This is a genomic window from Pseudomonas sp. FP1762, assembly GCF_030687105.1.
Taxonomy (GTDB): domain Bacteria; phylum Pseudomonadota; class Gammaproteobacteria; order Pseudomonadales; family Pseudomonadaceae; genus Aquipseudomonas; species Aquipseudomonas siliginis.
Genome location: NZ_CP117458.1, coordinates 5,119,850 through 5,141,626, shown reverse-complemented (window position 1 = coordinate 5,141,626; position 21,777 = coordinate 5,119,850). Strand labels below are relative to the sequence as shown.

Annotated in this window: 21 protein-coding genes; 12 read left to right on the top strand and 9 right to left on the bottom strand. The window is 59.5% G+C overall.

Annotation, left to right across the window (positions count from 1 at the left end):
• Window positions 1-149 precede the first annotated feature (149 nt).
• Window positions 150-1,028, top strand: coding sequence for a DMT family transporter (locus tag PSH90_RS22935; protein ID WP_282387121.1), 879 nt, complete (start codon window positions 150-152; stop codon window positions 1,026-1,028).
• Window positions 1,029-1,159: 131 nt separating this feature from the next.
• On the opposite strand, the gene PSH90_RS22930 is transcribed toward PSH90_RS22935, so the two are convergent.
• Window positions 1,160-2,497: an MFS transporter gene (locus PSH90_RS22930; RefSeq protein WP_024014417.1), complete on the bottom strand. Its 1,338-nt coding sequence runs from the start codon at window positions 2,495-2,497 to the stop codon at window positions 1,160-1,162.
• A gap of 361 nt (window positions 2,498-2,858) precedes the next feature.
• On the opposite strand from PSH90_RS22930, the gene quiC reads away from it, so the two are divergent.
• Entirely contained in the window at window positions 2,859-4,760 is a 1,902-nt protein-coding gene (gene quiC, locus PSH90_RS22925) for a 3-dehydroshikimate dehydratase QuiC (protein WP_305381572.1), read from the top strand.
• Between the two features lie 102 nt (window positions 4,761-4,862).
• Window positions 4,863-5,540 (top strand): TetR/AcrR family transcriptional regulator, encoded by a 678-nt coding sequence (locus PSH90_RS22920; RefSeq protein WP_305381571.1) that lies wholly within the window; start codon window positions 4,863-4,865, stop codon window positions 5,538-5,540.
• Between the two features lie 118 nt (window positions 5,541-5,658).
• On the opposite strand, the gene PSH90_RS22915 is transcribed toward PSH90_RS22920, so the two are convergent.
• Window positions 5,659-6,513 carry a shikimate dehydrogenase gene (locus tag PSH90_RS22915; RefSeq protein ID WP_305381570.1) on the bottom strand — a complete coding sequence of 285 codons (855 nt, stop codon included), beginning with the start codon at window positions 6,511-6,513 and terminating at the stop codon, window positions 5,659-5,661.
• A 5-nt stretch (window positions 6,514-6,518) separates the two neighbouring features.
• Window positions 6,519-6,959, bottom strand: coding sequence for a type II 3-dehydroquinate dehydratase (gene aroQ / locus PSH90_RS22910; RefSeq protein WP_076564187.1), 441 nt, complete (start codon window positions 6,957-6,959; stop codon window positions 6,519-6,521).
• Between the two features lie 326 nt (window positions 6,960-7,285).
• Here aroQ and PSH90_RS22905 point away from each other — a divergent pair, with 326 nt between their 5' ends.
• A complete protein-coding gene (locus PSH90_RS22905; protein WP_236168713.1) occupies window positions 7,286-7,714 on the top strand; it encodes a DUF4160 domain-containing protein in 429 nt (142 codons plus the stop codon).
• Window positions 7,711-8,157, top strand: coding sequence for a DUF2442 domain-containing protein (locus PSH90_RS22900; RefSeq protein WP_236168712.1), 447 nt, complete (start codon window positions 7,711-7,713; stop codon window positions 8,155-8,157). The genes PSH90_RS22905 and PSH90_RS22900 overlap by 4 nt, the downstream gene beginning before the upstream one ends.
• Before the next feature lie 54 nt (window positions 8,158-8,211).
• Here PSH90_RS22900 and trmA read toward each other — a convergent pair whose 3' ends face one another.
• Window positions 8,212-9,291 carry a tRNA (uridine(54)-C5)-methyltransferase TrmA gene (gene trmA / locus PSH90_RS22895; RefSeq protein WP_305381569.1) on the bottom strand — a complete coding sequence of 360 codons (1,080 nt, stop codon included), beginning with the start codon at window positions 9,289-9,291 and terminating at the stop codon, window positions 8,212-8,214.
• A complete protein-coding gene (locus PSH90_RS22890; RefSeq protein WP_016773083.1) occupies window positions 9,288-10,583 on the bottom strand; it encodes an NCS2 family permease in 1,296 nt (431 codons plus the stop codon). The genes trmA and PSH90_RS22890 overlap by 4 nt, the downstream gene beginning before the upstream one ends.
• Before the next feature lie 220 nt (window positions 10,584-10,803).
• Here PSH90_RS22890 and PSH90_RS22885 point away from each other — a divergent pair, with 220 nt between their 5' ends.
• Window positions 10,804-11,250 (top strand): DUF4879 domain-containing protein, encoded by a 447-nt coding sequence (locus PSH90_RS22885; protein ID WP_305381568.1) that lies wholly within the window; start codon window positions 10,804-10,806, stop codon window positions 11,248-11,250.
• 67 nt (window positions 11,251-11,317) lie between these two features.
• Entirely contained in the window at window positions 11,318-11,869 is a 552-nt protein-coding gene (locus tag PSH90_RS22880) for a DJ-1 family glyoxalase III (RefSeq protein ID WP_041477765.1), read from the top strand.
• 5 nt (window positions 11,870-11,874) lie between these two features.
• Here PSH90_RS22880 and PSH90_RS22875 read toward each other — a convergent pair whose 3' ends face one another.
• Window positions 11,875-13,110 carry an MFS transporter gene (locus PSH90_RS22875; protein ID WP_150638452.1) on the bottom strand — a complete coding sequence of 412 codons (1,236 nt, stop codon included), beginning with the start codon at window positions 13,108-13,110 and terminating at the stop codon, window positions 11,875-11,877.
• Between the two features lie 469 nt (window positions 13,111-13,579).
• Here PSH90_RS22875 and PSH90_RS22870 point away from each other — a divergent pair, with 469 nt between their 5' ends.
• The 3 genes from PSH90_RS22870 (at window position 13,580) to PSH90_RS22860 (ending at window position 16,289) form a co-directional block, all read left to right on the top strand.
• Window positions 13,580-15,025, top strand: a complete 1,446-nt coding sequence (locus PSH90_RS22870) for a cytochrome ubiquinol oxidase subunit I (protein ID WP_024014409.1) — start codon at window positions 13,580-13,582, stop codon at window positions 15,023-15,025.
• A 3-nt stretch (window positions 15,026-15,028) separates the two neighbouring features.
• Entirely contained in the window at window positions 15,029-16,036 is a 1,008-nt protein-coding gene (gene cydB / locus PSH90_RS22865; RefSeq protein WP_016773089.1) for a cytochrome d ubiquinol oxidase subunit II, read from the top strand.
• A gap of 85 nt (window positions 16,037-16,121) precedes the next feature.
• On the top strand, window positions 16,122-16,289 hold the full coding sequence (locus PSH90_RS22860) for a DUF2474 domain-containing protein (protein WP_016773090.1): 168 nt from the start codon (window positions 16,122-16,124) through the stop codon (window positions 16,287-16,289).
• Between the two features lie 72 nt (window positions 16,290-16,361).
• Here the strand turns inward: PSH90_RS22860 and PSH90_RS22855 are convergent, their stop codons facing one another.
• Both PSH90_RS22855 and PSH90_RS22850 read right to left on the bottom strand, forming a co-directional pair.
• Window positions 16,362-17,486: a class I SAM-dependent methyltransferase gene (locus tag PSH90_RS22855; RefSeq protein WP_236168709.1), complete on the bottom strand. Its 1,125-nt coding sequence runs from the start codon at window positions 17,484-17,486 to the stop codon at window positions 16,362-16,364.
• Between the two features lie 174 nt (window positions 17,487-17,660).
• Window positions 17,661-18,371, bottom strand: coding sequence for an autoinducer binding domain-containing protein (locus PSH90_RS22850; RefSeq protein WP_041477771.1), 711 nt, complete (start codon window positions 18,369-18,371; stop codon window positions 17,661-17,663).
• A gap of 313 nt (window positions 18,372-18,684) precedes the next feature.
• On the opposite strand from PSH90_RS22850, the gene PSH90_RS22845 reads away from it, so the two are divergent.
• On the top strand, window positions 18,685-19,461 hold the full coding sequence (locus PSH90_RS22845) for a ferredoxin--NADP reductase (RefSeq protein ID WP_252886827.1): 777 nt from the start codon (window positions 18,685-18,687) through the stop codon (window positions 19,459-19,461).
• A 45-nt stretch (window positions 19,462-19,506) separates the two neighbouring features.
• Here the strand turns inward: PSH90_RS22845 and mscL are convergent, their stop codons facing one another.
• The gene (gene mscL, locus PSH90_RS22840; protein ID WP_024014404.1) at window positions 19,507-19,920 is read right to left on the bottom strand and encodes a large-conductance mechanosensitive channel protein MscL; all 414 of its coding nucleotides are present in this window, start codon (window positions 19,918-19,920) and stop codon (window positions 19,507-19,509) included.
• Between the two features lie 285 nt (window positions 19,921-20,205).
• Here mscL and katB point away from each other — a divergent pair, with 285 nt between their 5' ends.
• Window positions 20,206-21,747 (top strand): catalase KatB, encoded by a 1,542-nt coding sequence (katB, locus tag PSH90_RS22835; RefSeq protein ID WP_305381566.1) that lies wholly within the window; start codon window positions 20,206-20,208, stop codon window positions 21,745-21,747.
• Window positions 21,748-21,777 lie beyond the last annotated feature (30 nt).

Here is a 21,777-nt window from a genome sequence, read left to right as displayed (position 1 = left end):
GAATCTTGCCTCAAGGTTTTGCCTGGCGGCGGTTTCCCGGCGAAGAAGAGTGCAACCTGTGCGGTTGCTGAAAGCTCAGCCGACTATGATTGCCACAACGATTGCCGCCAGCGCGCACGCTCGCCCGGATTTTTTTTCAGAGATTGCCAATGACCGTCAGCACCCCGCTCTCCGGTGTCAACCAGCCCTTCAAGGGGATTCTGCTGATTGTCGTGGCGACGTTCCTGTTTTCCAGTCACGACGCGTTGTCGAAATACCTCTCCGGTTTTTATCCGATCGTGATGGTGGTGTGGGCGCGCTATGTGGTGCACACCTTGTTGATGGCAGGGATTTTCCTGCCGCAGTCCGGTTTGCGCGTGCTGCGCACCAAGAAGCCGTTATGGCAGCTCGCCCGTGCCCTGTGCCTGCTCGGCACCAGCCTGTTTTTCACCACGGCGCTGCTGTACATCCCGCTGGCGGAAGCCACGGCGGTCAACTTTCTCGCACCGGTATTGGTCACGGCATTGTCGGTGCCGTTGCTCAAGGAACGGGTGACGCGCGGGCAGTGGATCGCGGTGATCTGCGGCTTCATCGGCGTGCTGATCATCGTCCACCCGGGCGGCGACCTGTTCACCCCGGCGATCCTGCTGCCGTTCTGCTCGGCGCTGTTTTTCTGCTTCTACCAACTGCTGACGCGCAAGCTTGCCGAAGTGGACAGCCCGACCACCAGCAACTTCTTTGCCGGCCTGTGCAATACCCTGGTGATGAGCGCGCTGGTGCCGTTCTTCTGGCAAGTGCCGACGTTGACTCACGCCGCGCTGATGCTGGCGCTGGGCAGTTGCGGGATGACGGCGCATCTGTTCCTGACCCAGGCCTTCCGCCACGCCGCCCCAGCCTTGCTGGCGCCGTTCGGCTATTGCCAGATCGTCTTTGCCGGGTTGTTGGGCTGGCTGCTGTTCAATCACACCCCGAGCGGGTTGACGGTGATTGGTATTGCGGTGATCTGTTGCAGCGGATTGGCGGCAGCGTGGCAGCAGAGCCGGCGCTGAAGAGCGGATCCCGGTACAACTTGTGGGAGCGAGCCTGCTCGCGAAAGCGGTGTATCAGTCGCCATATTCAGCGGCTGACGTGACGCCTTCGCGAGCAGGCTCGCTCTCACAATGGGATATATGCAGGCAGGTTATTCGGTAACGGTCGGAATCTTGCGCGGTGCCATGAAGTACATCCACGTCAGTGCGAGGAAGTACATCGCCGGGATCAGCGTGAACAGCACCGTGTAGTTGTTGTTGGTGACGGTGAGGATGTGGCCGACGATCTGGGTCATGAACATCCCGCCGATCGCTGCGCACATGCCGCCGAAGCCGAACACCGTGCTCATCATGTGCTTGGGCGTGTAGTCCATCACCAGGCTCCAGATGTTCGCAGTCCAGGCCTGATGCGCGCCGATCGCCAGCGAGATCGCCGCCACCGCCACCCACAGATTCGCCGAGCCGGCGGCCATGACCACGCCGATGATGCAGCAGGCAAACAGCAACATCGACAGCAGCCGCGCCTTGATCGAGTTCATCCCGCGACCGATCAGGAACGAGGACAGAATCCCGCCGCCGACACTGCCGAAGTCAGCCGTGACGTAGATGATGATCAGCGGAATACCCATCTGCGTGACGTTGATGCCGAGGTTGTATTGCTGATTGAGAAACGGCGGCAGCCAGTACAGATAGAACCAGAACACCGGCGCGGTCAGCGAGTAAGCGAGGGCGAAGGCCCAGGTGCCGCGCATGCGCAGGATCTTGCTGAACGGCACGCGGGCCTGTTCCGGTTCGACTTGCTGCTGGATGTAATCGAGTTCCGACTGTTTAACCGTCGGGTGATCTTCCGGATTGAAATACTTCAAGCCCCAGAACAGCAGCCAGATGCCGCCGAGTGCCGCCATGCACAGGAACGCCGCTTGCCAGCCCCACACGTGCAGGACCAGTGGCAGCAGCATCGGCGTGAACATCGCGCCGACGTTGGTGCCGGCGTTGAAGATGCCGGTAGCGACAGCGCGTTCACCGGCCGGGAACCACAGGCGCGTGGTTTTCACACAGGCCGGGTAGTTGGCCGCTTCCGTCAGGCCGAGGATGAAGCGGCAGACCATGAAGCCGACTGCCGAGGTCGCCAGGCCATGGGCGCCAGTGGCCAGGCTCCAGAGCAGTACGGCGCAGAAGAACACGCGCTTGACGCCGACCCGGTCGATCAGGCGTCCCTGCAGGACAAAACCGATCGCGTAGCCGACCTGAAACCAGAAGTTGATGTTGGCGTAGTCCATCGCCGTCCAGCTCATTTCCTTGGCGAGGATCGGCTGCATGACGCCGAGGGCGGCGCGGTCGATGTAGTTGAGGGTGGTGGCAAAAAACACCAGCGCCAGCATGCCCCAGCGGGTCTTGCCGACAGCCATGGCGCCGCGGATCTTGTCGCCTATGCCACCCGTGGCAGTGCTCATGGCCGGAGCCATGCGGGAAGTCTGTGAAGGAATCATGTGTTCCACCCGTTTTTGGATTTGTTATTTGGTGTTCTTTTCTGTCGAACACCTTGCCCGGTGGTTAGTGGCCGGACTCGATGTGCGACCGATGTTGGGCAGTGAACAAAAAATCGTCAATTCGCCAAATCGCCTTAGTGTTCGATAATCGCACGCAAAACTAACCGGGTAGTACACTTTAAATTGCTGCGCGCAGGGATGCAGCCAATAATTTCCCTCACTATAAAAACCCATTCCCCGGTAGGAGCTGCCGAAGGCTGCGATCTTTTGATTTTGCTGTTTTGGTAATCAAGATCAAACGATCGCAGCCTTCGGCAGCTCCTACAGTAAAGATAAAGCGGCGCAGTCCGGGAGTTGAAACATGCAGCGTTCCATTGCCACCGTTTCCTTGAGCGGCACCCTGCCGGAAAAACTCGAAGCCATTGCCGCCGCCGGGTTCGACGGCGTGGAGATTTTCGAAAACGACCTCCTGTACTACGACGGCAGTCCCCGGGAAATTAAACAGATGTGCGCCGATCTGGGGATCGCCATCACCCTGTTTCAGCCGTTCCGTGACTTCGAAGGTTGCCGCCGCGATCGCCTGGCGCGCAACCTTGAGCGTGCCGAGCGCAAGTTCGATCTGATGCAGGAACTTGGCACCGACCTGGTGCTGGTCTGCAGCAACGCCTCGCCGGACAGTGTCGGCGATCAACAAATCCTCGTCGATGATTTGCGCCTGCTGGCCGAACGCGCCGGCGCCCGTGGCTTGCGCATCGGTTACGAAGCGCTGGCGTGGGGCCGTCACGTCAATACTTATCAACAGGTCTGGGACATCGTTCGTCAGGCTGATCACCCCAACCTCGGCGTGCTGCTCGACAGCTTTCACACCCTGTCGCTGAAGGGCGATCCCAGCGCGATCGCCGACATTCCCGGCGACAAGATCTTCTTCGTGCAAATGGCCGACGCGCCGATCCTGGCCATGGATGTGCTGGAGTGGAGCCGGCATTTCCGTTGTTTCCCGGGGCAGGGCGAGTTCGATCTGCCGGGTTTCCTCGCACCGATCATCAAGAGTGGCTATAACGGGCCGTTGTCGCTGGAAATCTTCAACGACGGCTTCCGCGCCGCGCCCCCGCGAGCCAACGCCGCCGACGGATTGCGCTCGCTGCTGTATCTGGAAGAGAAGACCCGTCAGCGTCTCGAGCAGGAAGCGCCGCCGGTGGCCAACCGTGAAATTCTTTTCGAAACGCCGTCCGCCAGCGAATACAACGGTGTGGAATTTCTCGAGTTTGCCGTCGACGAAGCGCTGGGCGCGAAGCTCAGTCACTGGCTGCAACGCCTCGGTTTTGCCAAGGCCGGGCAGCATCGCTCCAAGAGTGTCAGCCTGCTGCGTCAGGGCGATATCAACCTGATCCTCAACTCCGAGCCGTATTCGTTCGCCCACAGCTTTTTCGAAGCCCACGGTCCGTCGCTGTGCGCCACGGCGGTGCGGGTCAAGGACAGCGCCAGTGCACTGGCCCGCGCGGTCGCTTACAAGGGGCAGCCCTATCGCGGCCTGGTCGGGCCGAATGAACTGGAACTAGCGGCGGTGCGCGCACCGGACGGCAGCCTGATTTATCTGGTCGATGAGGACGCCGACGTGTACGGCACCGATTTCAATCTGTTGCCGGACGCGCAGAGCGGCGGCGGCCTCAAGCGTATCGATCACATGGCCATGGCACTGCCGGCGGACAGCCTCGACAGTTGGGTGCTGTTTTACAAAAGCCTGCTGGATTTCGAAGCCGACGACGAAGTGGTGCTGCCCGATCCGTACGGTCTGGTGAAGAGCCGCGCACTGCGTAGCCGCGACAGTTCGATCCGGCTGCCGCTGAACATTTCCGAGAACCGCAACACTGCCATTTCGCATGCGCTGTCGAGTTATCGCGGCTCCGGTGTGCATCACATCGCTTTCGATTGTGACGACATCTTTGCCCAGGTCAGTCGCGCCAAAGAGGCCGGCGTGCCGCTGCTGGACATCCCGTTGAATTACTACGACGACCTCGCGGCGCGTTTCGATTTCGACGATGAATTCCTCAGCGAACTGGCCTATTACAACGTGCTCTACGACCGTGACGCCCAGGGCGGCGAGTTGTTTCATGTCTACACCGAGCCGTTCGAGGGGCGTTTCTTCTTCGAGATCATCCAGCGCAAGAATGGCTATGCCGGCTACGGCGCGGCCAACGTTGCGGTGCGGCTGGCGGCGATGGCCAAATCCCGCAGCGGTGCGGTGCGTCAGGCGAAGTTGTAGGGAATTCGTAAACGCGGGATTAAACACCGGCTGCGCGGCTTCCTTCACTGTCCCGCGCGGCCCATAATCGCCAGCTTGTGCAGTGATGGCCGTGAGCCCGCGATGACCATGAATTCAGAACTTTCCGCCGCTGCTGTCGAGTCCGACGCAGTGCCGCGCAAGAGTCGCAAGAACAACCCGGAAAAGACCCGCGAAAACATTCTCCAGGAGGCGATCGTCGAGTTCGTCCAGCAGGGCTTGTCCGGCGCCCGCGTCGACGCGATCGCCGAGCGCATCCACACCTCCAAGCGCATGATCTATTACTACTTCGGCAGCAAGGAGCAGTTGTACGTCGAGGTGCTGGAGAAGCTTTACGGCGATATTCGCAGCACGGAAAACCGCCTGCACCTGGACGAGCTGCCGCCCGAGCTGGCGATCCGTCGGTTGGTGGAATTCACCTTCGATCACCATGACCACAACGTCGATTTCGTGCGCATCGTCAGCATCGAAAACATCCACAACGCCGAGTACGTAAAGCGTTCCGATGCGATCAAGGCGCTGAACAACACGATCCTCGGCACCTTGGGCGGGATTCTGCAACGAGGCGTGGACGAAGGTTTGTTCCGGCGTGGCATCGATGCGCTGGACGTGCACCTGCTGATCAGTTCGTTCTGCTTCTATCGCGTGTCGAACCGCCACACGCTGGGAGAAATCTTCCAGATCGACCTGCCGGACGAAACCATCAAGCAGCGCCACCGCGAGATGATCTGCGAATCGGTGTTGCGCTACCTGAAGGCCTGACTCGATCCCCCCTGTGGGAGCGAGCCTGCTCGCGAAAGCGGTGTGTCAGTCGCCCTGTTCGTTGACTGAATCGACGCCTTCGCGAGCAGGCTCGCTCCCACAAGAGTTACCCTGTTGTTCAGCCATTCATGCTCTGAAAATGCTCGAGCATGCGCTGCGCATCCGGCACCACGCCGCTGAACAATTCAAACGCCTTCACCGCCTGAAACACCGCCATGTTGCCGCCATCCAGGGTGCGGCAGCCCAAGGCGCGGGCGTCGCGCAGCAGTTCGGTTTCCAGCGGGAAATACACAATCTCCGCGACCCACATTGCCTTGCGTAGCAACCCGGCCGGCACCGGTGAACCCGGCAGCTTGGCCATGCCCATCGGCGTGGTGTTGACCAGACCATCGGTCTGCGCCAGCGCCCCGGGCAAATCCCGTCCCGCCTGCGCGCGACCGGCGCCAAAATGTTGATTCAGATTGTTCGCCAGGCTCTCGGCACGCTCGCGGTCGACATCAAAAATCGTCAATTGCCGTACGCCTTCACTGAGCAGCGCGTGGGCCACCGCCGCGCCAGCGCCACCGGCGCCCATCTGGACGACACGTTCTCGGGCAGCGTCCGGCAGACCTCGGCGAAAACCCTCGGCGAAACCGAGGCAATCGGTGTTGTGGCCGACACGCTTGCCGTCCTTCAGCACCACGGTGTTGACCGCGCCGATACCCCGGGCTTCCGGCGACAACTCGTCGAGCAGCGGGATGACCGCCTGTTTGCACGGGAAAGTGATGTTCAACCCGGTGTAATTCATCCGCTCCGCCGCTTGCAGCAAGTCGGGCAGAGCCGTGCTGTCGAGGTGCAATTGATCGAGGTCGATGAGCTGGTACAGATAACGCAGGCCCTGCGCATCACCTTCGTGCTCATGCAGTGCCGGCGTACGTGAAGCCTGAATCCCGGCGCCGATCAGCCCGGCGAGTATCACCTTGGAACGCGACATGGTTCTTACCTCTGCAACCGCTGACCGAAATGCTCCAGCGCCAGGCGGTAGCCATGGCTGCCGAACCCGCACATCACCGCCGTGGCGATGCCGGAAACAAACGAATGATGACGAAACGGCTCACGGGCGTGGACGTTGGACAGATGCACCTCAATCACCGGCAATTCACTGGCGACCAGTGCATCGCGAATCGCCACGGACGTATGCGTCCACGCCGCCGGATTGATCACGATCCCGGCACAACGACCACGCGCGGCGTGAATCCAGTCGAGCAGCTCGCCTTCATGATTGGTCTGGCGAAATTCCACGGTCAGGCCGAACTCGTCAGCCGCGCGACCACACAGTGCAGAAATATCGGCCAGGGTTTCATGACCATAAGTCGCCGGCTCGCGGGTGCCGAGCAGGTTCAGGTTCGGGCCGTTAAGCACCAGAACGATAGGGGGCATGGGGTAACTCCACTTATTGTTTTTGGCATTGGCCGAGAGGGTTCAGCCTGTGGAGATAAAATGTACTAGATGGTTACATCGGTCAATTGGACAACTTTAAGAGCTGTAATTTTCGTTCGGTGATCGCACAGGGGGGATCATGCCAAGCGTAATTTCAAAACGTAACGACAGCTTTTCTTACGTTTTTCTCGGCTCATTTCTCGAGCACCAACCCCACGCCCGCTAGTCTTCAGTGACCTCCGGCACATCGCTTTGTGTTAACCGGTCGTCGGACTCGAAAGGAAATTCGAGCTCTGGAAATCAATTAACCTAACGGATGGGTTAGCATGAAGATATGCAGCTACAAAGGAATGTCGATTCGCATCATGTTGAGAGACGAACACTGCCCACCGCACGCCCATGTAGATGCGGGTGCCTGGAATGCCCGCTTCCGGTTCAGCTTCTGGCACAACGAAGTTGATCTGTGGGATGTCGTGCCGCTGTCCCGACGACCACCGCTCGCTGTGCTGAACGGCTTGTGTCTGTCACTTGGACAACCGGCGCACCTGCGTCGAGCACGAGGGATCTGGTGGTCGGGCTTGAAGACCGTTTGTCTCGATAATCAGATATGGGACTGCCAAGCAAACGAAGTGCCCGTGATGAAGCCAGTCACCGACGAGACCTACAGGATCGGATCGGCGCGCTATGAACCCGATGAAGACAAGGTGCTGCTGTCCTTGATCGGCAAGTTGGAAGGAGTTGAGATCGAATTATGAAAGTCATCAAGGCAAAACCGTCGGTGCATCGCCCCCTGACGGAAGAAATGCTCGATGCCGCCATCACACTTGGCGAAGTACGACAGGCCAATGGTTTGCAGGCCGTGTCAGTGAGCTTCGAAGAATCCTCTTTGGTCATTCGTTTCGAGGACGGCAGCGGTGTTTTGCTTCCGGTGAAGCTGTATCCCGAATTCGCGGGGTTTGAAGCGGGCGATTATGCAAGCCTGACGATCGGCTTCGCCGGCACTGCGCTGTGCCATGAGGGTAAGGATCTGGATATTTCCATTGCCGGAATGATTTCAGCGAGCCCGCCACTTATGCGCATGGCCGCGTCGATCGTCGCCTCGCGCAACGGGCGTCAAAGCAGCGCTGCGAAATCTGCGGCAGCGCGAGCCAATGGCAAAAAAGGCGGGCGTCCACGCAAAACTGATATCGCGCCATAGCACCCACAAAAAAGCCGTCAATCACGACGGCTTTCTCGTACCAACTACCCGCGATTAGCGCCGGGTCAGCAGCACACCGGATTCCATGTGATGGGTCCACGGGAACTGGTCGAACAATGCGCACTTGGTAATGCGGTGGGTGTCATGCAGCTGGGCGATGTTGGCCGCCAGGGTGTCCGGGTTGCAGGAGATGTAGAGGATATTGTCGAAGCGCCGGGTCAGTTCGCAGGTGTCCGGGTCCATGCCGGCGCGCGGTGGGTCGACGAAGACGCTGCCGAATTCGTAACTCTTCAGATCGATGCCGTGCAGGCGGCGGAACGGGCGCACTTCGTTGAGCGCTTCGGTCAGCTCCTCGGCGGACAAACGCACCAGCGTAACGTTATCCACAGTGTTTTCGCTGAGGTTGCTCAGGGCCGCGTTGACCGAAGTCTTGCTGATTTCGGTAGCGAGCACTTTGCGCACGCGCGTCGCCAGCGGCAGGGTGAAGTTGCCGTTGCCGCAGTACAACTCGAGCAGATCGTCGCTGCGATCGCCCAGCGCGTCGTATGCCCAATTGAGCATCTTCTGGTTCACCGTGCCGTTGGGCTGGGTGAATGCGCCCTCGGGCTGGCGATAGCTGAAGGTGCGGCCGCCGACTTCGAGTTTCTCGACGACATAGTCCTGACCGAGCACTTCGCGCTTGCCCTTGGAGCGGCCGATGATGCTCACGCCGAGATCGGCCGACAGCTTCGTTGCTGCCGCATGCCAGTGCTCGTCCAGCGGACGGTGATAGCACAGGGTGATCATCGCGTCGCCGGCCAGCGTGGTCAGAAATTCGACTTGGAACAGCTTGTGGCTCAGCGCCGAACTGGCTTGCCACGCGGCCTTCAACTGCGGCATCAACTGGTTGATGCGCAGGCTGGCAATCGGGAATTCTTCGATAAGGATCGGCGTGCGTTTGTCGTCCTGAGAGAACATCGCGTAATGCCGTTCGCCGCCCTCGCGCCAGAGGCGGAATTCGGCGCGCAGGCGGAAGTTCTGCAGAGGCGAGTCAAACACCGTCGGCGCAGGTGCATCGAACGGTGCCAGCAGATCACGCAAGCGCGTGACCTTGGCTTCGAGTTGTTCGGCGTAGGCTTGGGAATCGAAACTCATGCGTTGAACCAACCCAACTTGATCACAAACAGAATCGACAGAATCACCAGTGCCGGGTTCAGCTCACGGGCGCGGCCGGACAACAGTTTGATGGCGGTCCAGGCGATGAAGCCGAAAGCGATGCCGTTGGCGATCGAATAGGTGAACGGCATGGCCAGCGCGGTAACCACAACCGGCGCAGCCACGGTGATGTCGTCCCAGTCTATTTCCGCCAGGCCGGAAGTCATCAGCACGGCGACGAACAGCAGCGCTGGCGCAGTGGCGAACGCCGGAACGCTGGCCGCCAGGGGCGAGAAGAACAGCGCCAGCAGGAACAGGATTGCCACGACGATGGCGGTCAGGCCTGTGCGGCCACCGGCACTGACGCCGGCAGCGGATTCGATGTAACTGGTCGTGGTCGACGTACCCAGCAGCGAGCCGGCCATGGCCGCCGTGCTGTCGGCGATCAGCGCGCGGCCCATTTTCGGCATGTGGCCGTCCTTGCCCATCAGGCCGGCGCGCTTGGCGACGCCGATCAGGGTCCCGGAGTTGTCGAACAGGTCGACGAACAGGAAGGCGAAAATCACGCTGACCAGACCGATGTCCAGTGCGCCTTTGATGTCCAGTTGCAGGAAGGTTGGCGCCAGCGACGGCGGCATTGACATGATGCCGCCGAACTCGGTGACGTTCAGTACGATCGAGGCGATGGTCACTGCCAGAATGCCGATCAGCACCGCGCCGCGCACTTTCAGCGCTTCGAGGGCGACGATCACGGCAAAGCCGACGGTGGCCAGAATCGGTGCCGGTTTGGTCAGATCGCCGAGGCCGACCATGGTCGCCGGGTTGCTGACCACGATGCCGGCATTGTGCAGGGCGATCAGTGCCAGGAACAGGCCGATACCGGCGGCAATCGCCGAGCGCAGTGGCAGCGGAATGGCGTTGATGATCCATTCACGGATGCGGAAGATCGACAGCAGAAAGAACAGCACGGCGGAAATGAACACCGCACCCAGCGCCACCTGCCAGGTGTGGCCCATGTGCAGCACCACGGTGTAGGTAAAGAAGGCGTTCAGGCCCATGCCCGGAGCGAGAGCGATCGGGTAGTTGGCGATCAGGCCCATAACGGTCGAGCCGATGGCAGCCGCCAGACAGGTGGCGACGAAGATCGCGCCCTTGTCCATGCCGGTCTCGCCGAGGATGCTCGGGTTGACGAACAGAATGTAAGCCATGGCCAGGAAAGTCGTGACGCCCGCAAGAATTTCGGTGCGCACGTTGGTGTTGTGTGCCTTGAGTTGAAACAGCCTTTCCAGCATGTCTGCTCCCCGTGGCGCGCGTGGCGCCGTGAATGTATCGACCTCAACAGCAAAGCACAGACCGTCGCAAGCGCCTGGAAAATTGTCGTGGGCCGGAAAAAGCCGCGCATCATACCAGCCGCGTGAGGAATTTGGCGGATGTTGGTGTCGATCGTCGGCGAAGTTTTGCGCAGCCGACAACTGCGCCATACTGCGCGCTGATTTTTCGGAGTGGGCAGGCATGCGCAACAGCGGGATCAGGATTTTCGGATGGATTGCAGCACTGCTGCTGACAGCTCCGGCGTTCGCGGCATCGGCGCCGCCACTCTCCGAGGTGAAGGTGATCAAAGTTCAGTCACCGTCCTGCGGCCTGGAAGATATTGCCGATAACCAGCCGCAAACCCAATGCAATCACAGCGGGCCGAATATCAAAGTCTTCGTGCTGGAAGTCGGCTATGGCCAGAACCAGCCACACGTGACTCTGGATGGCTTCGAGGTCAACGGCACCCGAGGCCCGGTGTGCGCCTTCGATAATGGCAATCTCACCGAGTGCACGCCCGGCAGCAAAACCGTCGGATCTCTTTATACCTTCGATCTGGCCGGCAAACAGGAAGGCACCTTCAACTTCAGCAACACCTCGATCAACGCCCCGCGCAACACGCTTTCGACCCAGCTTTACATCAAGTAACGGCTGTCTGCGAACAGGGTGGGACAAAGCTGACTACGCTTGACTGACTATCCAGCGGAAAGCGCCCATGACTTCCAGAGCCCTGATTGCCCTCGCCGAGGGCATCGACGATTTGCAAAGCGTGACCCTGATCGACGTGCTGCGCCGCGCCGGCATCGAAGTGGTCGCCGCCAGCATCGAAGGCCGACGCATGCTGACCTGTGCGCGCGGCACCCGGCTGACTGCCGACGGCATGCTGGTCGATGTACTGGCACAGACTTTTGACCTGATCGTCCTGCCAGGCGGTGCCGTCGGTTCCCGGCATCTGGCGGCGCATCAGCCCTTGCAGCAATTGCTCAAGGACCAAGCCAGCGCCGGCCGCCTGTTCGCCGCCATCGGCGAAGCTCCGGCTGTCGCCCTGCAAGCATCAGGCGTGCTGCGCCAGCGACGCATGACCTGCCTGCCCGGCGCCAGCCATCAACTATCAGGCTGTACGTTTGTTGATCAACCGGTGGTAGTCGACGGCAACTGCATCACCGCCCAAGGCTCGGGACCGGCGCTGGAGTTTGCCTTGACCTTGGTCGAGCAACTTGGTGGCAAGGCGTTGCGGGCGAGGGTGGCGGGGGAGTTGATGGCCTGACGGATTCAGGCCTTCTCTTCCACCGGTACATGCATCCGATCCCGATTCGCCAACGTCGGAAACAGTTTGATCCACGTCCCCGTCACCACCAGCGTGCCGATCCCGCCCATGACCACGGCCGGCACGGTGCCGAACCAGTGGGCGGTGAGGCCGGATTCGAATTCGCCCAACTGGTTGGATGCGCCGATGAACAGGCCGTTGACCGCACTGACCCGGCCGCGCATTTCGTCGGGGGTTTCCAGTTGTACGAATGAGGCACGGATGACCATGCTGATCATGTCCGCTGCGCCGAGCACCACCAGCACCGCCAGCGAGAACCAGAACGAGGTCGACAAACCAAACGCGATAGTGGCGACGCCGAAGATGCCGACGGCGGTGAACATCACCCGGCCAACATTGCGCTCCACGGCAAATCGCGCCAGGAACAGTGACATCAGCAACGCACCCACCGCCGGCGCCGAGCGCAACAGGCCAAGGCCCCACGGGCCGGTCAGCAGAATGTCCTTGGCGAACACCGGCAGCAACGCCGTGGCGCCGCCGAGCAACACGGCGAACAGGTCCAGCGAGATCGCACCGAGGATGTCCGGGCGGCTGCGGATGAAGCGAATCCCTGCCAACAGCGAGTCCAGCGTGGCTTTGCCTTTATTCAATGGCGTCTGGCGTGCCGGCAGGTTGAGCATCAGCGCGCAGGCGATCACGTACAGCAGCACGGTCGGGCCGTAGACCCAGACGCTGCCGAACGCATAGAGCAAACCGCCAAGAGCCGGAGCGACGATAGTGGCCGACTGCTGCGCCGATTGCGCGGCGGCAACTGCACGGGGGAAAAGCGCACTGGGGACGATGCTCGGCAGCAGCGCCTGAGTCGTCGGCATCTCGAACGAACGGGCGGCGCCGAGCAGGAAGGCGAGGATGAAAATCATCTCGCGGGTGACGTGATCGGTGGCGCTGCCGATGGCCAGCGCCAAGGCAATCAGTGCCTGCAACGACTGGCAAAGCGCGGCGACCTTGCGCCGATCATAGCGATCGGCAACGTGCCCGGTGTGCAGCATGAACAGCACGCGCGGGGCGAATTCGACCAGCCCGACCAGGCCCAGATCCAGCACGTTGCCGGTCAGTTGATACAGATTCCAGCCGATCGCCACGGTGAGCATCTGGAAACCGCTGGCGGTGAAAATCCGCGCCAGCCAAAAGGCCATGAATGGACGATGGTGACGTAGCAGCAGGGGCTCTTGAATGGGCATCTGAAGGCAGTCTTGGGCGAGTGAACGGCGAGATTATCACCAGTCTGTAACAGGAAGTTGCTACGAGAAACAATTCAGTTAGCCAGACATCGATCTTTCATGCTGACAATCAACCCTGTGGTGAGGGGATTTATCCCCGTTGGGTCGCGCAGCGGCCCCAAAAGCTGGAAGCGACGACTGCTGCGCAGCCCAACGGGGATAAATCCCCTCGCCACAGGAGAGTGAGGCAACTTGTCACGCGGCAAACCACCACGCAGTTCATTGGTAAAAATGGGACTACTCTTTCAACGTTGCTTGATCCAGATCAAGATCCCGACCGGAACTGATCTGGCGGCCATTTGGCCAGACTCCCTGCGTTGCGATGGTTGCAAAAAAAGAACGAATCCGAATTCGCCGCACTCCATATCCGTGGGGGCAGTGGTGCAGGCCTCCGGGCCAGCTACCCGTATTACCTGACAGAGGAAGCCATATGTTCGGTTTAGAGGCTCTCGATCTCGCCCGAATTCAGTTCGCGTTCACCATCTCGTTCCACATTCTGTTCCCGGCCATCACGATTGGCCTGGCGAGTTACCTGGCGGTGCTCGAAGGCTTGTGGCTGAAGACCCGCAACGACACCTACCGCGATCTCTACCATTTCTGGTCGAAGATTTTTGCCGTCAACTTCGGCATGGGCGTGGTTTCCGGGCTGGTCATGGCTTATCAGTTCGGCACCAACTGGAGTCGTTTTTCCGACTTCGCCGGTGCCGTCACCGGGCCGTTGCTGACCTATGAAGTGCTTACGGCGTTCTTCCTTGAGGCCGGTTTCCTTGGCGTGATGCTGTTCGGCTGGAACAAGGTCGGGCGCGGCCTGCACTTCTTCTCGACGGTGATGGTAGCGATCGGCACGCTGATTTCGACCTTCTGGATTCTCGCCTCCAACAGCTGGATGCAGACCCCGCAAGGCTTTGAAATCGTCAACGGTCAGGTCATCCCCACCGACTGGCTGGCAATCATCTTCAACCCGTCATTCCCTTACCGGCTGATGCACATGGCCACGGCGGCGTTCGTCGCCACGGCGTTCTTCGTCGGCTCGTCGGCGGCCTGGCACCTGCTGCGCGGCAGGGACAACCCGGCGATCCGCACCATGCTGTCGATGGCCATGTGGATGGCATTGATCGTCGCGCCGATTCAAGCGGTGATCGGCGACTTCCACGGCCTCAATACGCTCAAGCATCAGCCGGCAAAAATCGCTGCGATCGAAGGCCACTGGGAAAACCATGGCGACGAAGCGACGCCGCTGATCCTGTTCGGCTGGCCGGACATGAAAGAGGAACGCACCAAGTTCGCCGTAGAGATTCCATACCTCGGCAGCCTGATTCTGACCCACTCGCTGGATAAACAAGTACCGGCGCTGAAGGAATTTCCACCGGAAGACCGGCCGAATTCGACCATCGTGTTCTGGTCCTTCCGGATCATGGTCGGTCTCGGTTTCCTGATGATCTTCACCGGTTTGTGGAGTCTGTGGCTGCGCAAACGCGATTCGCTGTATACCTCGCGGCCGTTCCTGCATCTGGCGTTGTGGATGGGGCCGTCCGGCCTGATCGCAATTCTTGCCGGCTGGTTCACCACGGAAATCGGCCGTCAACCGTGGGTGGTCTATGGCCTGATGCGCACCGCAGATGCTTCGTCCAACCACAGCTTCATGCAGATGAGCATCACCCTGATCATGTTCGTAGTGGTGTATTTCGCCCTGTTCGGCGCGGGGCTCGGCTACATGATGCGCCTGGTGCGCAAAGGGCCGAAGATCAGCGAAGGCAGTGAAACGCCGGACGGTGGTCCAGGCAAGAAACGCACCCCGGCGCGTCCGTTGTCCGCAGCCGACGATCCGGCCGAGGGCGAGCACGAAGACAACACTCGCTTGACCAAGGAGATTTGACTCATGGGTATCGATCTTCCGCTGATCTGGGCCGTGATCATCATCTTCGGCATCATGATGTACGTGGTCATGGACGGCTTCGACCTGGGCATCGGCATTCTCTTCCCGTTCGTGCCCGGCAAGACCGATCGCGACGTGATGATGAACACCGTCGCCCCTGTGTGGGACGGCAACGAAACCTGGCTGGTGCTGGGTGGCGCGGCGTTGTTCGGCGCCTTCCCGCTGGCCTATTCGGTGGTGTTGTCGGCGCTGTACCTGCCGCTGATCTTCATGCTCATGGGCCTGATCTTTCGCGGTGTGGCCTTCGAGTTCCGCTTCAAGGCCAAGGATGAAAAACGTCACCTGTGGGACAAGGCATTCATCGGTGGTTCGATCGCGGCGACGTTCTTTCAGGGCGTGGCGCTGGGAGCGTTCATCGATGGTCTGCCGGTGGTCAATCGCCAGTTCGCTGGAGGTTCACTGGACTGGCTGACACCGTTCACGCTGTTTTGCGGCGCGGCGCTGGTAGTGGCTTATGCCTTGCTCGGTTGCACCTGGCTGATCATGAAAACCGAAGGCAAATTGCAGGAGCAGATGCATGACCTGGCGCGGCCGTTGGCGTTCGTCCTGCTGGCAGTGATCGGTATCGTCAGCCTGTGGACACCCCTGTCGCATCCGGAAATCGCCTCACGCTGGTTCAGCATGCCGAATCTGTTCTGGTTCATGCCGGTGCCGATTCTGGTGCTGGTCACCTTGTACGGCCTGATCCGCGCGGTGGCACGTAACGCCAACTACACGCCGTTCCTGCTGACCCTGGTGCTGATCTTCCTCGGCTACAGTGGCTTGGGCATCAGCCTGTGGCCGAACATCGTGCCGCCGTCGATCTCGATCTGGGACGCCGCCGCGCCGCCGCAAAGTCAGGGCTTCATGCTGGTCGGCACGCTGTTCATCATTCCGTTCATCCTGGGTTATACCTTCTGGAGCTACTACGTGTTCCGCGGCAAGGTCACCCACGAAGATGGTTATCACTAATCCAATTGCAGGGCTTGCCCTGTGGGAGCGAGCCTGCTCGCGAAGGCGTCCGCAGTGACGCCTTGGCTTAACGGAGATCGATGCAATGACCGGCAAACATTCCCTGCACGACATTGAAGAAGCCGAAAAAAAGCCGCTGTGGCAGCGGCTCGGCTGGTTGGCCCTGATCTGGGTTGGCAGTGTCGGCGTGTTGTTCATCGCCGCCAGCCTGATGCGCATGTTCATGAATGCCGCGGGTTTGACCACCCACTGAAATATCCCGTCCCGGCGCCTTCGGGTATGGACTTGCGACCCTCCTCACGGAGGGTTTTTTTATGCCGCAGATTTATTTGCGCGCTTTGAGGATGACGAATTTCGGCGTGGCCGCCACTTGCTCGACGCCACGAAACAAGCGCGCCAGTTTGCTGTGATAGCCCAGATGCCGATTGCCGACAATGTACAGCGCACCGCCGACCACCAGCGCCTCGCGCGCCTGCTGGAACATGCGCCAGGCGAGGAAATCGCCGACCACCTGTTGCTGATGGAACGGTGGGTTGCACAGCACCACGTCCAGCGACTGCGGCGCCTGCCCGGCCAGACCATCGCCAGCGCGCACGATCACTTCGCGATCGCCCAATGCCGCGCGCCAGTTCTCGGCAGCCGATTGCACCGCCATGAACGATTCGTCGACCAGCGTGTAATGCGCATCCGGGTTCTGCAAGGCGCTGGCAATTGCCAGAACACCGTTGCCGCAACCGAGATCGGCGACTCGCGCGTGGCCAAGGTTCTTCGGCAGATGCGGCAGAAACGCGCGAGTACCGATGTCGAGGCCTTCGCGGCAGAACACATTGGCGTGGTTGAGCAGTTCGATTGCCGGTTCGTCGAGGCGATAACGAGTCGGGTAGGGCGATGTGGCGGGCGCTTTGCTTTCAGGCGTGGCGATCAGCAGTCGGGCTTTCTTCACGGCCAGCGACGCCTGCACCGGGCCAATGTAGCGCTCGAGCAGATCGCCGGCAGCGCGCGGCAGATGCTTGACCATGGCGGCGGCGATCACTTGCGCGCCCGGAGCGAGTTGCCCTTGCAGGCGGATCAACTGCTCCTCCAACAGCGCCAGGGTTTTAGGGACGCGGATCAGCACCCGGTCAAACGGCCCGACCAAGGGCTCACTGGCCGGAATCGGACGAATCGCATCGAACGCCTGGCCATTGCGTAGCAGATTCTTTTCCAGCCCGACGAAACCGAGGAACGAGTCGCCGCTGCTGCTCACCTCGACCTTGCCCTGCAGGCTGATCGCCAAGGCGCCAAAGCTGTCATTGAGCACCAGCACGCGGGTGCTGCTCTGAGGTTGTTCGCTGGCGAGATGATTGAGCAGGTATTCGTCCGCCGCATCGAAGGCTTGCAGCGGTTCATTCTGCTGTTCAGGCTGGCGGATCAGGTCGAGCTGGGCGAAAGGCGTTTCGAGCAAGGGCATGGGGCGGGGACTCAGGATATTCGGCAGATATCCCGTTGCCGGCAGATGGTGCGACGGGATCCGACCGAGTGGACTGCGATGCAAGCAGGTTGCGTCATCACTCGGAAAGGCCTGAATGGTACGTTTTTTTGCGCGTAAATACTCGCAGGATTACCGTGCGATATCGCTCGTCAGTCAGATAATCCCGGCACGAGCGGCGGCAATCACTGCGGAAATCTTGTTGCAGACGTTGAATTTTTCGATGACGTTTTGTACGTGATAGTTAACGGTGCGTTCGCTCAGGCTGAGGATTCTCGAAATATCGTGAGCGGTCTTGCCCATGGCGGACAATTTCATGATCTCCAGTTCCCGGGACGATAGCCTCGGTTTGCTGGGTTTGGCCGGTGTGGGAACGGTGCGGGCATACAGGTCACTGAAGTGTCGGTTGGCAAAAAACAGATAACCGTAATGCTCATACAGTTCGAGCGGGCTGATCGGGCAGTGGGTTCGAGCCAGACTGATGATGCTGCACAAACCGCTGGTTTCGTCATGAAAGGCCTGCGACCAGCCATGCTGCAGCCCATTCTGTTTCAACGCCTGCCACAACTCGGGTGCATCGTTGAAGACTCTTTCTTCCCAAACGATGGGTAATATTGAGTGATTGCAATGCGCTATTACCGGATCAATATTGCGAAAGTTCTCTTTGTTGTACTGAATGTTCCATTCTTTAGGGTAGTTATTGATCTGCAAGGCATTCAGGTGGACATCACGATGAGGGGACGTCACTGCTATTGCACAGTAGTTAAAGCCCAGATTCTCGGCAAATCTCAGCAGTATCGGGTACGCCGCTTCAATGCCTTTGGCAAATGTCAGTTGTTTCAATTGTGATTCCTTCCACGTTTCCATGAACTTTGCCTCTGTATCTTGATATCGGGGTGCGGAATGGATCCAAAAGATCCGGCACGAATCGAAGTGTAGGATCTTTCCTGCGAAACGCCTTACATTTTTTCGAGATTGAAACTTTGATGTTTTTTATAAAGTGTTCCTAGCAATACGCGCTGTTATATTTTAACTGCCATCTTAAAGTTATTACTCTAGATCTAAAATTGACATCACATCGAATGTGCAGCGCTGATTCTGTCAATATCATTACCGTTGGCAGGTGTTTGGCAGCGCGGTTTTGCGGGACACTGTAGGCAATCGTTTCAAGGAGCGCCTCATGACTGCCAGTACCGAGAAGTACACCACCCAGACCTTGCTCGATGTGCAACCGTTGACGCCGAACCTGTTCACGCTGCGCACCAGCCGCGACCCAGGCTTTCGCTTCCGTGCCGGCCAGTTCGCCCGGCTGGGCGTCACCAAGGCCGATGGCAGCACGGTCTGGCGCGCCTATTCGATGGTGTCGTCGCCGTTCGACGAGTTTCTCGAGTTCTTTTCCATCGTCGTGCCGGGCGGCGAATTCACCAGTGAGCTGAGCCGGCTCCAGGTCGGCGACAGCTTGATGGTAGAACGCCAGGCGTTTGGCTACCTGACGCTGGATCGCTTTGTCGATGGCCGAGACCTGTGGTTACTGTCCACCGGCACCGGGGTGGCACCGTTTCTGTCGATCCTGCAGGACTTCGAGGTCTGGGAGAAATTCGAGCGGATCATTCTGGTTTACAGCGTACGGGAGGCGCGGGAACTGGGTTATCAGGAGTTGATCGCCGGGTTGGCGCAACGGGAGTATCTGAGCGAATACGCCCACAAGCTGCAATTCATCCCCACTGTGACCCGCGAAGCGCATCCAGGCGCGCTGCGGGGCCGGATTACTACGCTGATTGAAAACGGCGAGCTGGAACGCGCGGCGGGCGTTAAGCTCTCGCCAGAGCATTCGCGTGTGATGTTGTGCGGCAACCCGCAGATGATCGACGACACCCGCGCCTTGCTCAAGCAGCGCGACATGCGCCTGAGCCTGACGCGCAAGCCGGGGCAGGTTGCGGTGGAAAATTACTGGTAACGAAAACGGCACCCGCGGTTGCCGTTTTGATGACTACCGAATGCCTCAGGGCCGCTCGTTCTGCGCCTTGAGCAGGTCGCGAATTTCGCCCAGCAGTTGCTCTTCCTTGCTCGGGATCGGCGGCGCGGTCGGTGCTACAGCTTCTTCGCGCTTGAGGCGGTTGATGGCTTTGACACCCATGAAAATCGCGAATGCGACAATCACGAAATCCAGCACCGTCTGCAGGAATTTGCCGTAAGCCAGCACCACTGCGGGCGCATCGCCCTGGGCTGCTTTGAGCGTGACAGCCAGATCACTGAAGTCCACTCCACCGATCAACAGGCCAATCGGCGGCATGATCACGTCGCCGACAAACGACGAAACGATTTTGCCAAACGCCGCGCCGATGATGATACCGACGGCCATGTCGACCACATTGCCTTTGACCGCGAAGGCCTTGAACTCGCTAAGCACGCCCATAGTTATTTCCTTGTTACAGATGAGTTTGGTGTTGGCAGTGTAAATCAGCGAAACGCCTCCTGCGCGAAACACCTTCTTACAATGCCCGTTTTTATCGACACATCGATTGACGATTAGTTTGCAAATTGCCAGCAATCGCGCGCGGAATACGCGCTAACCCGCTGACGGGAAAGCCAATTTCTTCAATCATGGTGTTACGTTCTTTCTATTTATGTTCTGCGGCACAGGCCTCTAGCCTTGGTGTGGCGCACCTGGATGCGCCCAATAAAACCAGAGGAACCTGATATGACATCCACTCCTGGACTGGGGGCTTTTCCCTTCCGCCGCACCTTCGGCGTACTGACTGCCGGGCTGCTGACCTTTTCGGTCAACGCCGCTCCGCTGACCCGCGATAACGGCTCGGCAGTCGGTGACAATCAGAACTCGCAAACTGCCGGCGCCAACGGCCCGGTGCTGCTGCAGGATGTGCAACTGATCCAGAAGCTGCAGCGCTTCGATCGTGAACGCATCCCCGAGCGCGTCGTACACGCACGCGGCACCGGCGCTCACGGCACCTTCACCGTGACCGATGACCTCAGCGACCTGAGCAAGGCCAAGGTGTTCGCCGCAGGCCAGAGCACGCCGGTATTCGTGCGTTTCTCGGCGGTGGTGCATGGCAACCATTCCCCGGAAACCCTGCGTGACCCGCGCGGTTTCGCCACCAAGTTCTACACTGCTGACGGCAATTGGGATCTGGTCGGCAACAATTTCCCGACCTTCTTCATCCGCGATGCGATCAAATTCCCGGACATGGTGCACGCCTTCAAGCCCGATCCGCGCACCAACCTCGATGACGATTCGCGCCGGTTCGATTTCTTCTCCCATGTACCGGAAGCCACCCGCACGCTGACCGAGTTGTATTCCAACTACGGCACTCCGGCCAGTTACCGGGAGATGGATGGCAATGGTGTTCATGCCTATAAGCTGATCAATGCCAAGAATGAAGTTCACTACGTGAAGTTTCACTGGAAGAGTCTTCAAGGCATCAAGAATCTCACGCCAAAACAAGTCAGCGAAGTTCAGGGTCAGGATTACAGTCATATGACTAACGACTTGGTGAGTAATATCAACAAGGGCAACTTTCCGAAGTGGGACTTGTACGTGCAAGTTCTCAAGCCACAGGATTTGTCCAAGTTTGATTTCGATCCATTGGATGCAACCAAGATCTGGCCGGGTATTGCCGAGCGCAAAGTTGGACAAATGGTCCTGAACCGTAATCCGGCCAATGTCTTCCAGGAAACCGAACAAGTTGCCATGGCTCCAGCCAACGTAGTTCCGGGTATCGAACCTTCGGAAGACCGCTTGTTGCAGGGCCGAGTGTTCTCTTATGCCGATACGCAGATGTATCGCCTCGGCGCCAACGCTTTGCAATTGCCGGTCAATGCACCGAAAACCGCAGTGAACAATGGCAATCAGGATGGTGCGATGAATTTCGGCGCCAGCCAGTCCGGCGTCAACTACCAGCCAAGCCGCCTGCAACCGCGTGAAGAAACGCCAGCGGCGCGTTACAGCCAGTCGGCGCTGGCGGGCAGCACGCAGCAGGCGAAGATCCAGCGTGAGCAGAACTTCAAGCAGGCCGGTGATCTGTATCGCTCGTACAGCAAGCAGGAACGCCGCGACCTGATCGACAGCTTCGGCGGCTCACTGGCCACCACTGATGACGAGAGCAAGCACATCATCCTGTCGTTCCTGTACAAGGCCGACCCTGAGTACGGCAGCGGTGTGACCGAAGTGGCCAAGGGCGACCTCAGCCGTGTGAAAGCACTGGCGGCGAAACTGACCGACTGATAGCCATGCGGCGCACGCGAGGGCCTGTGC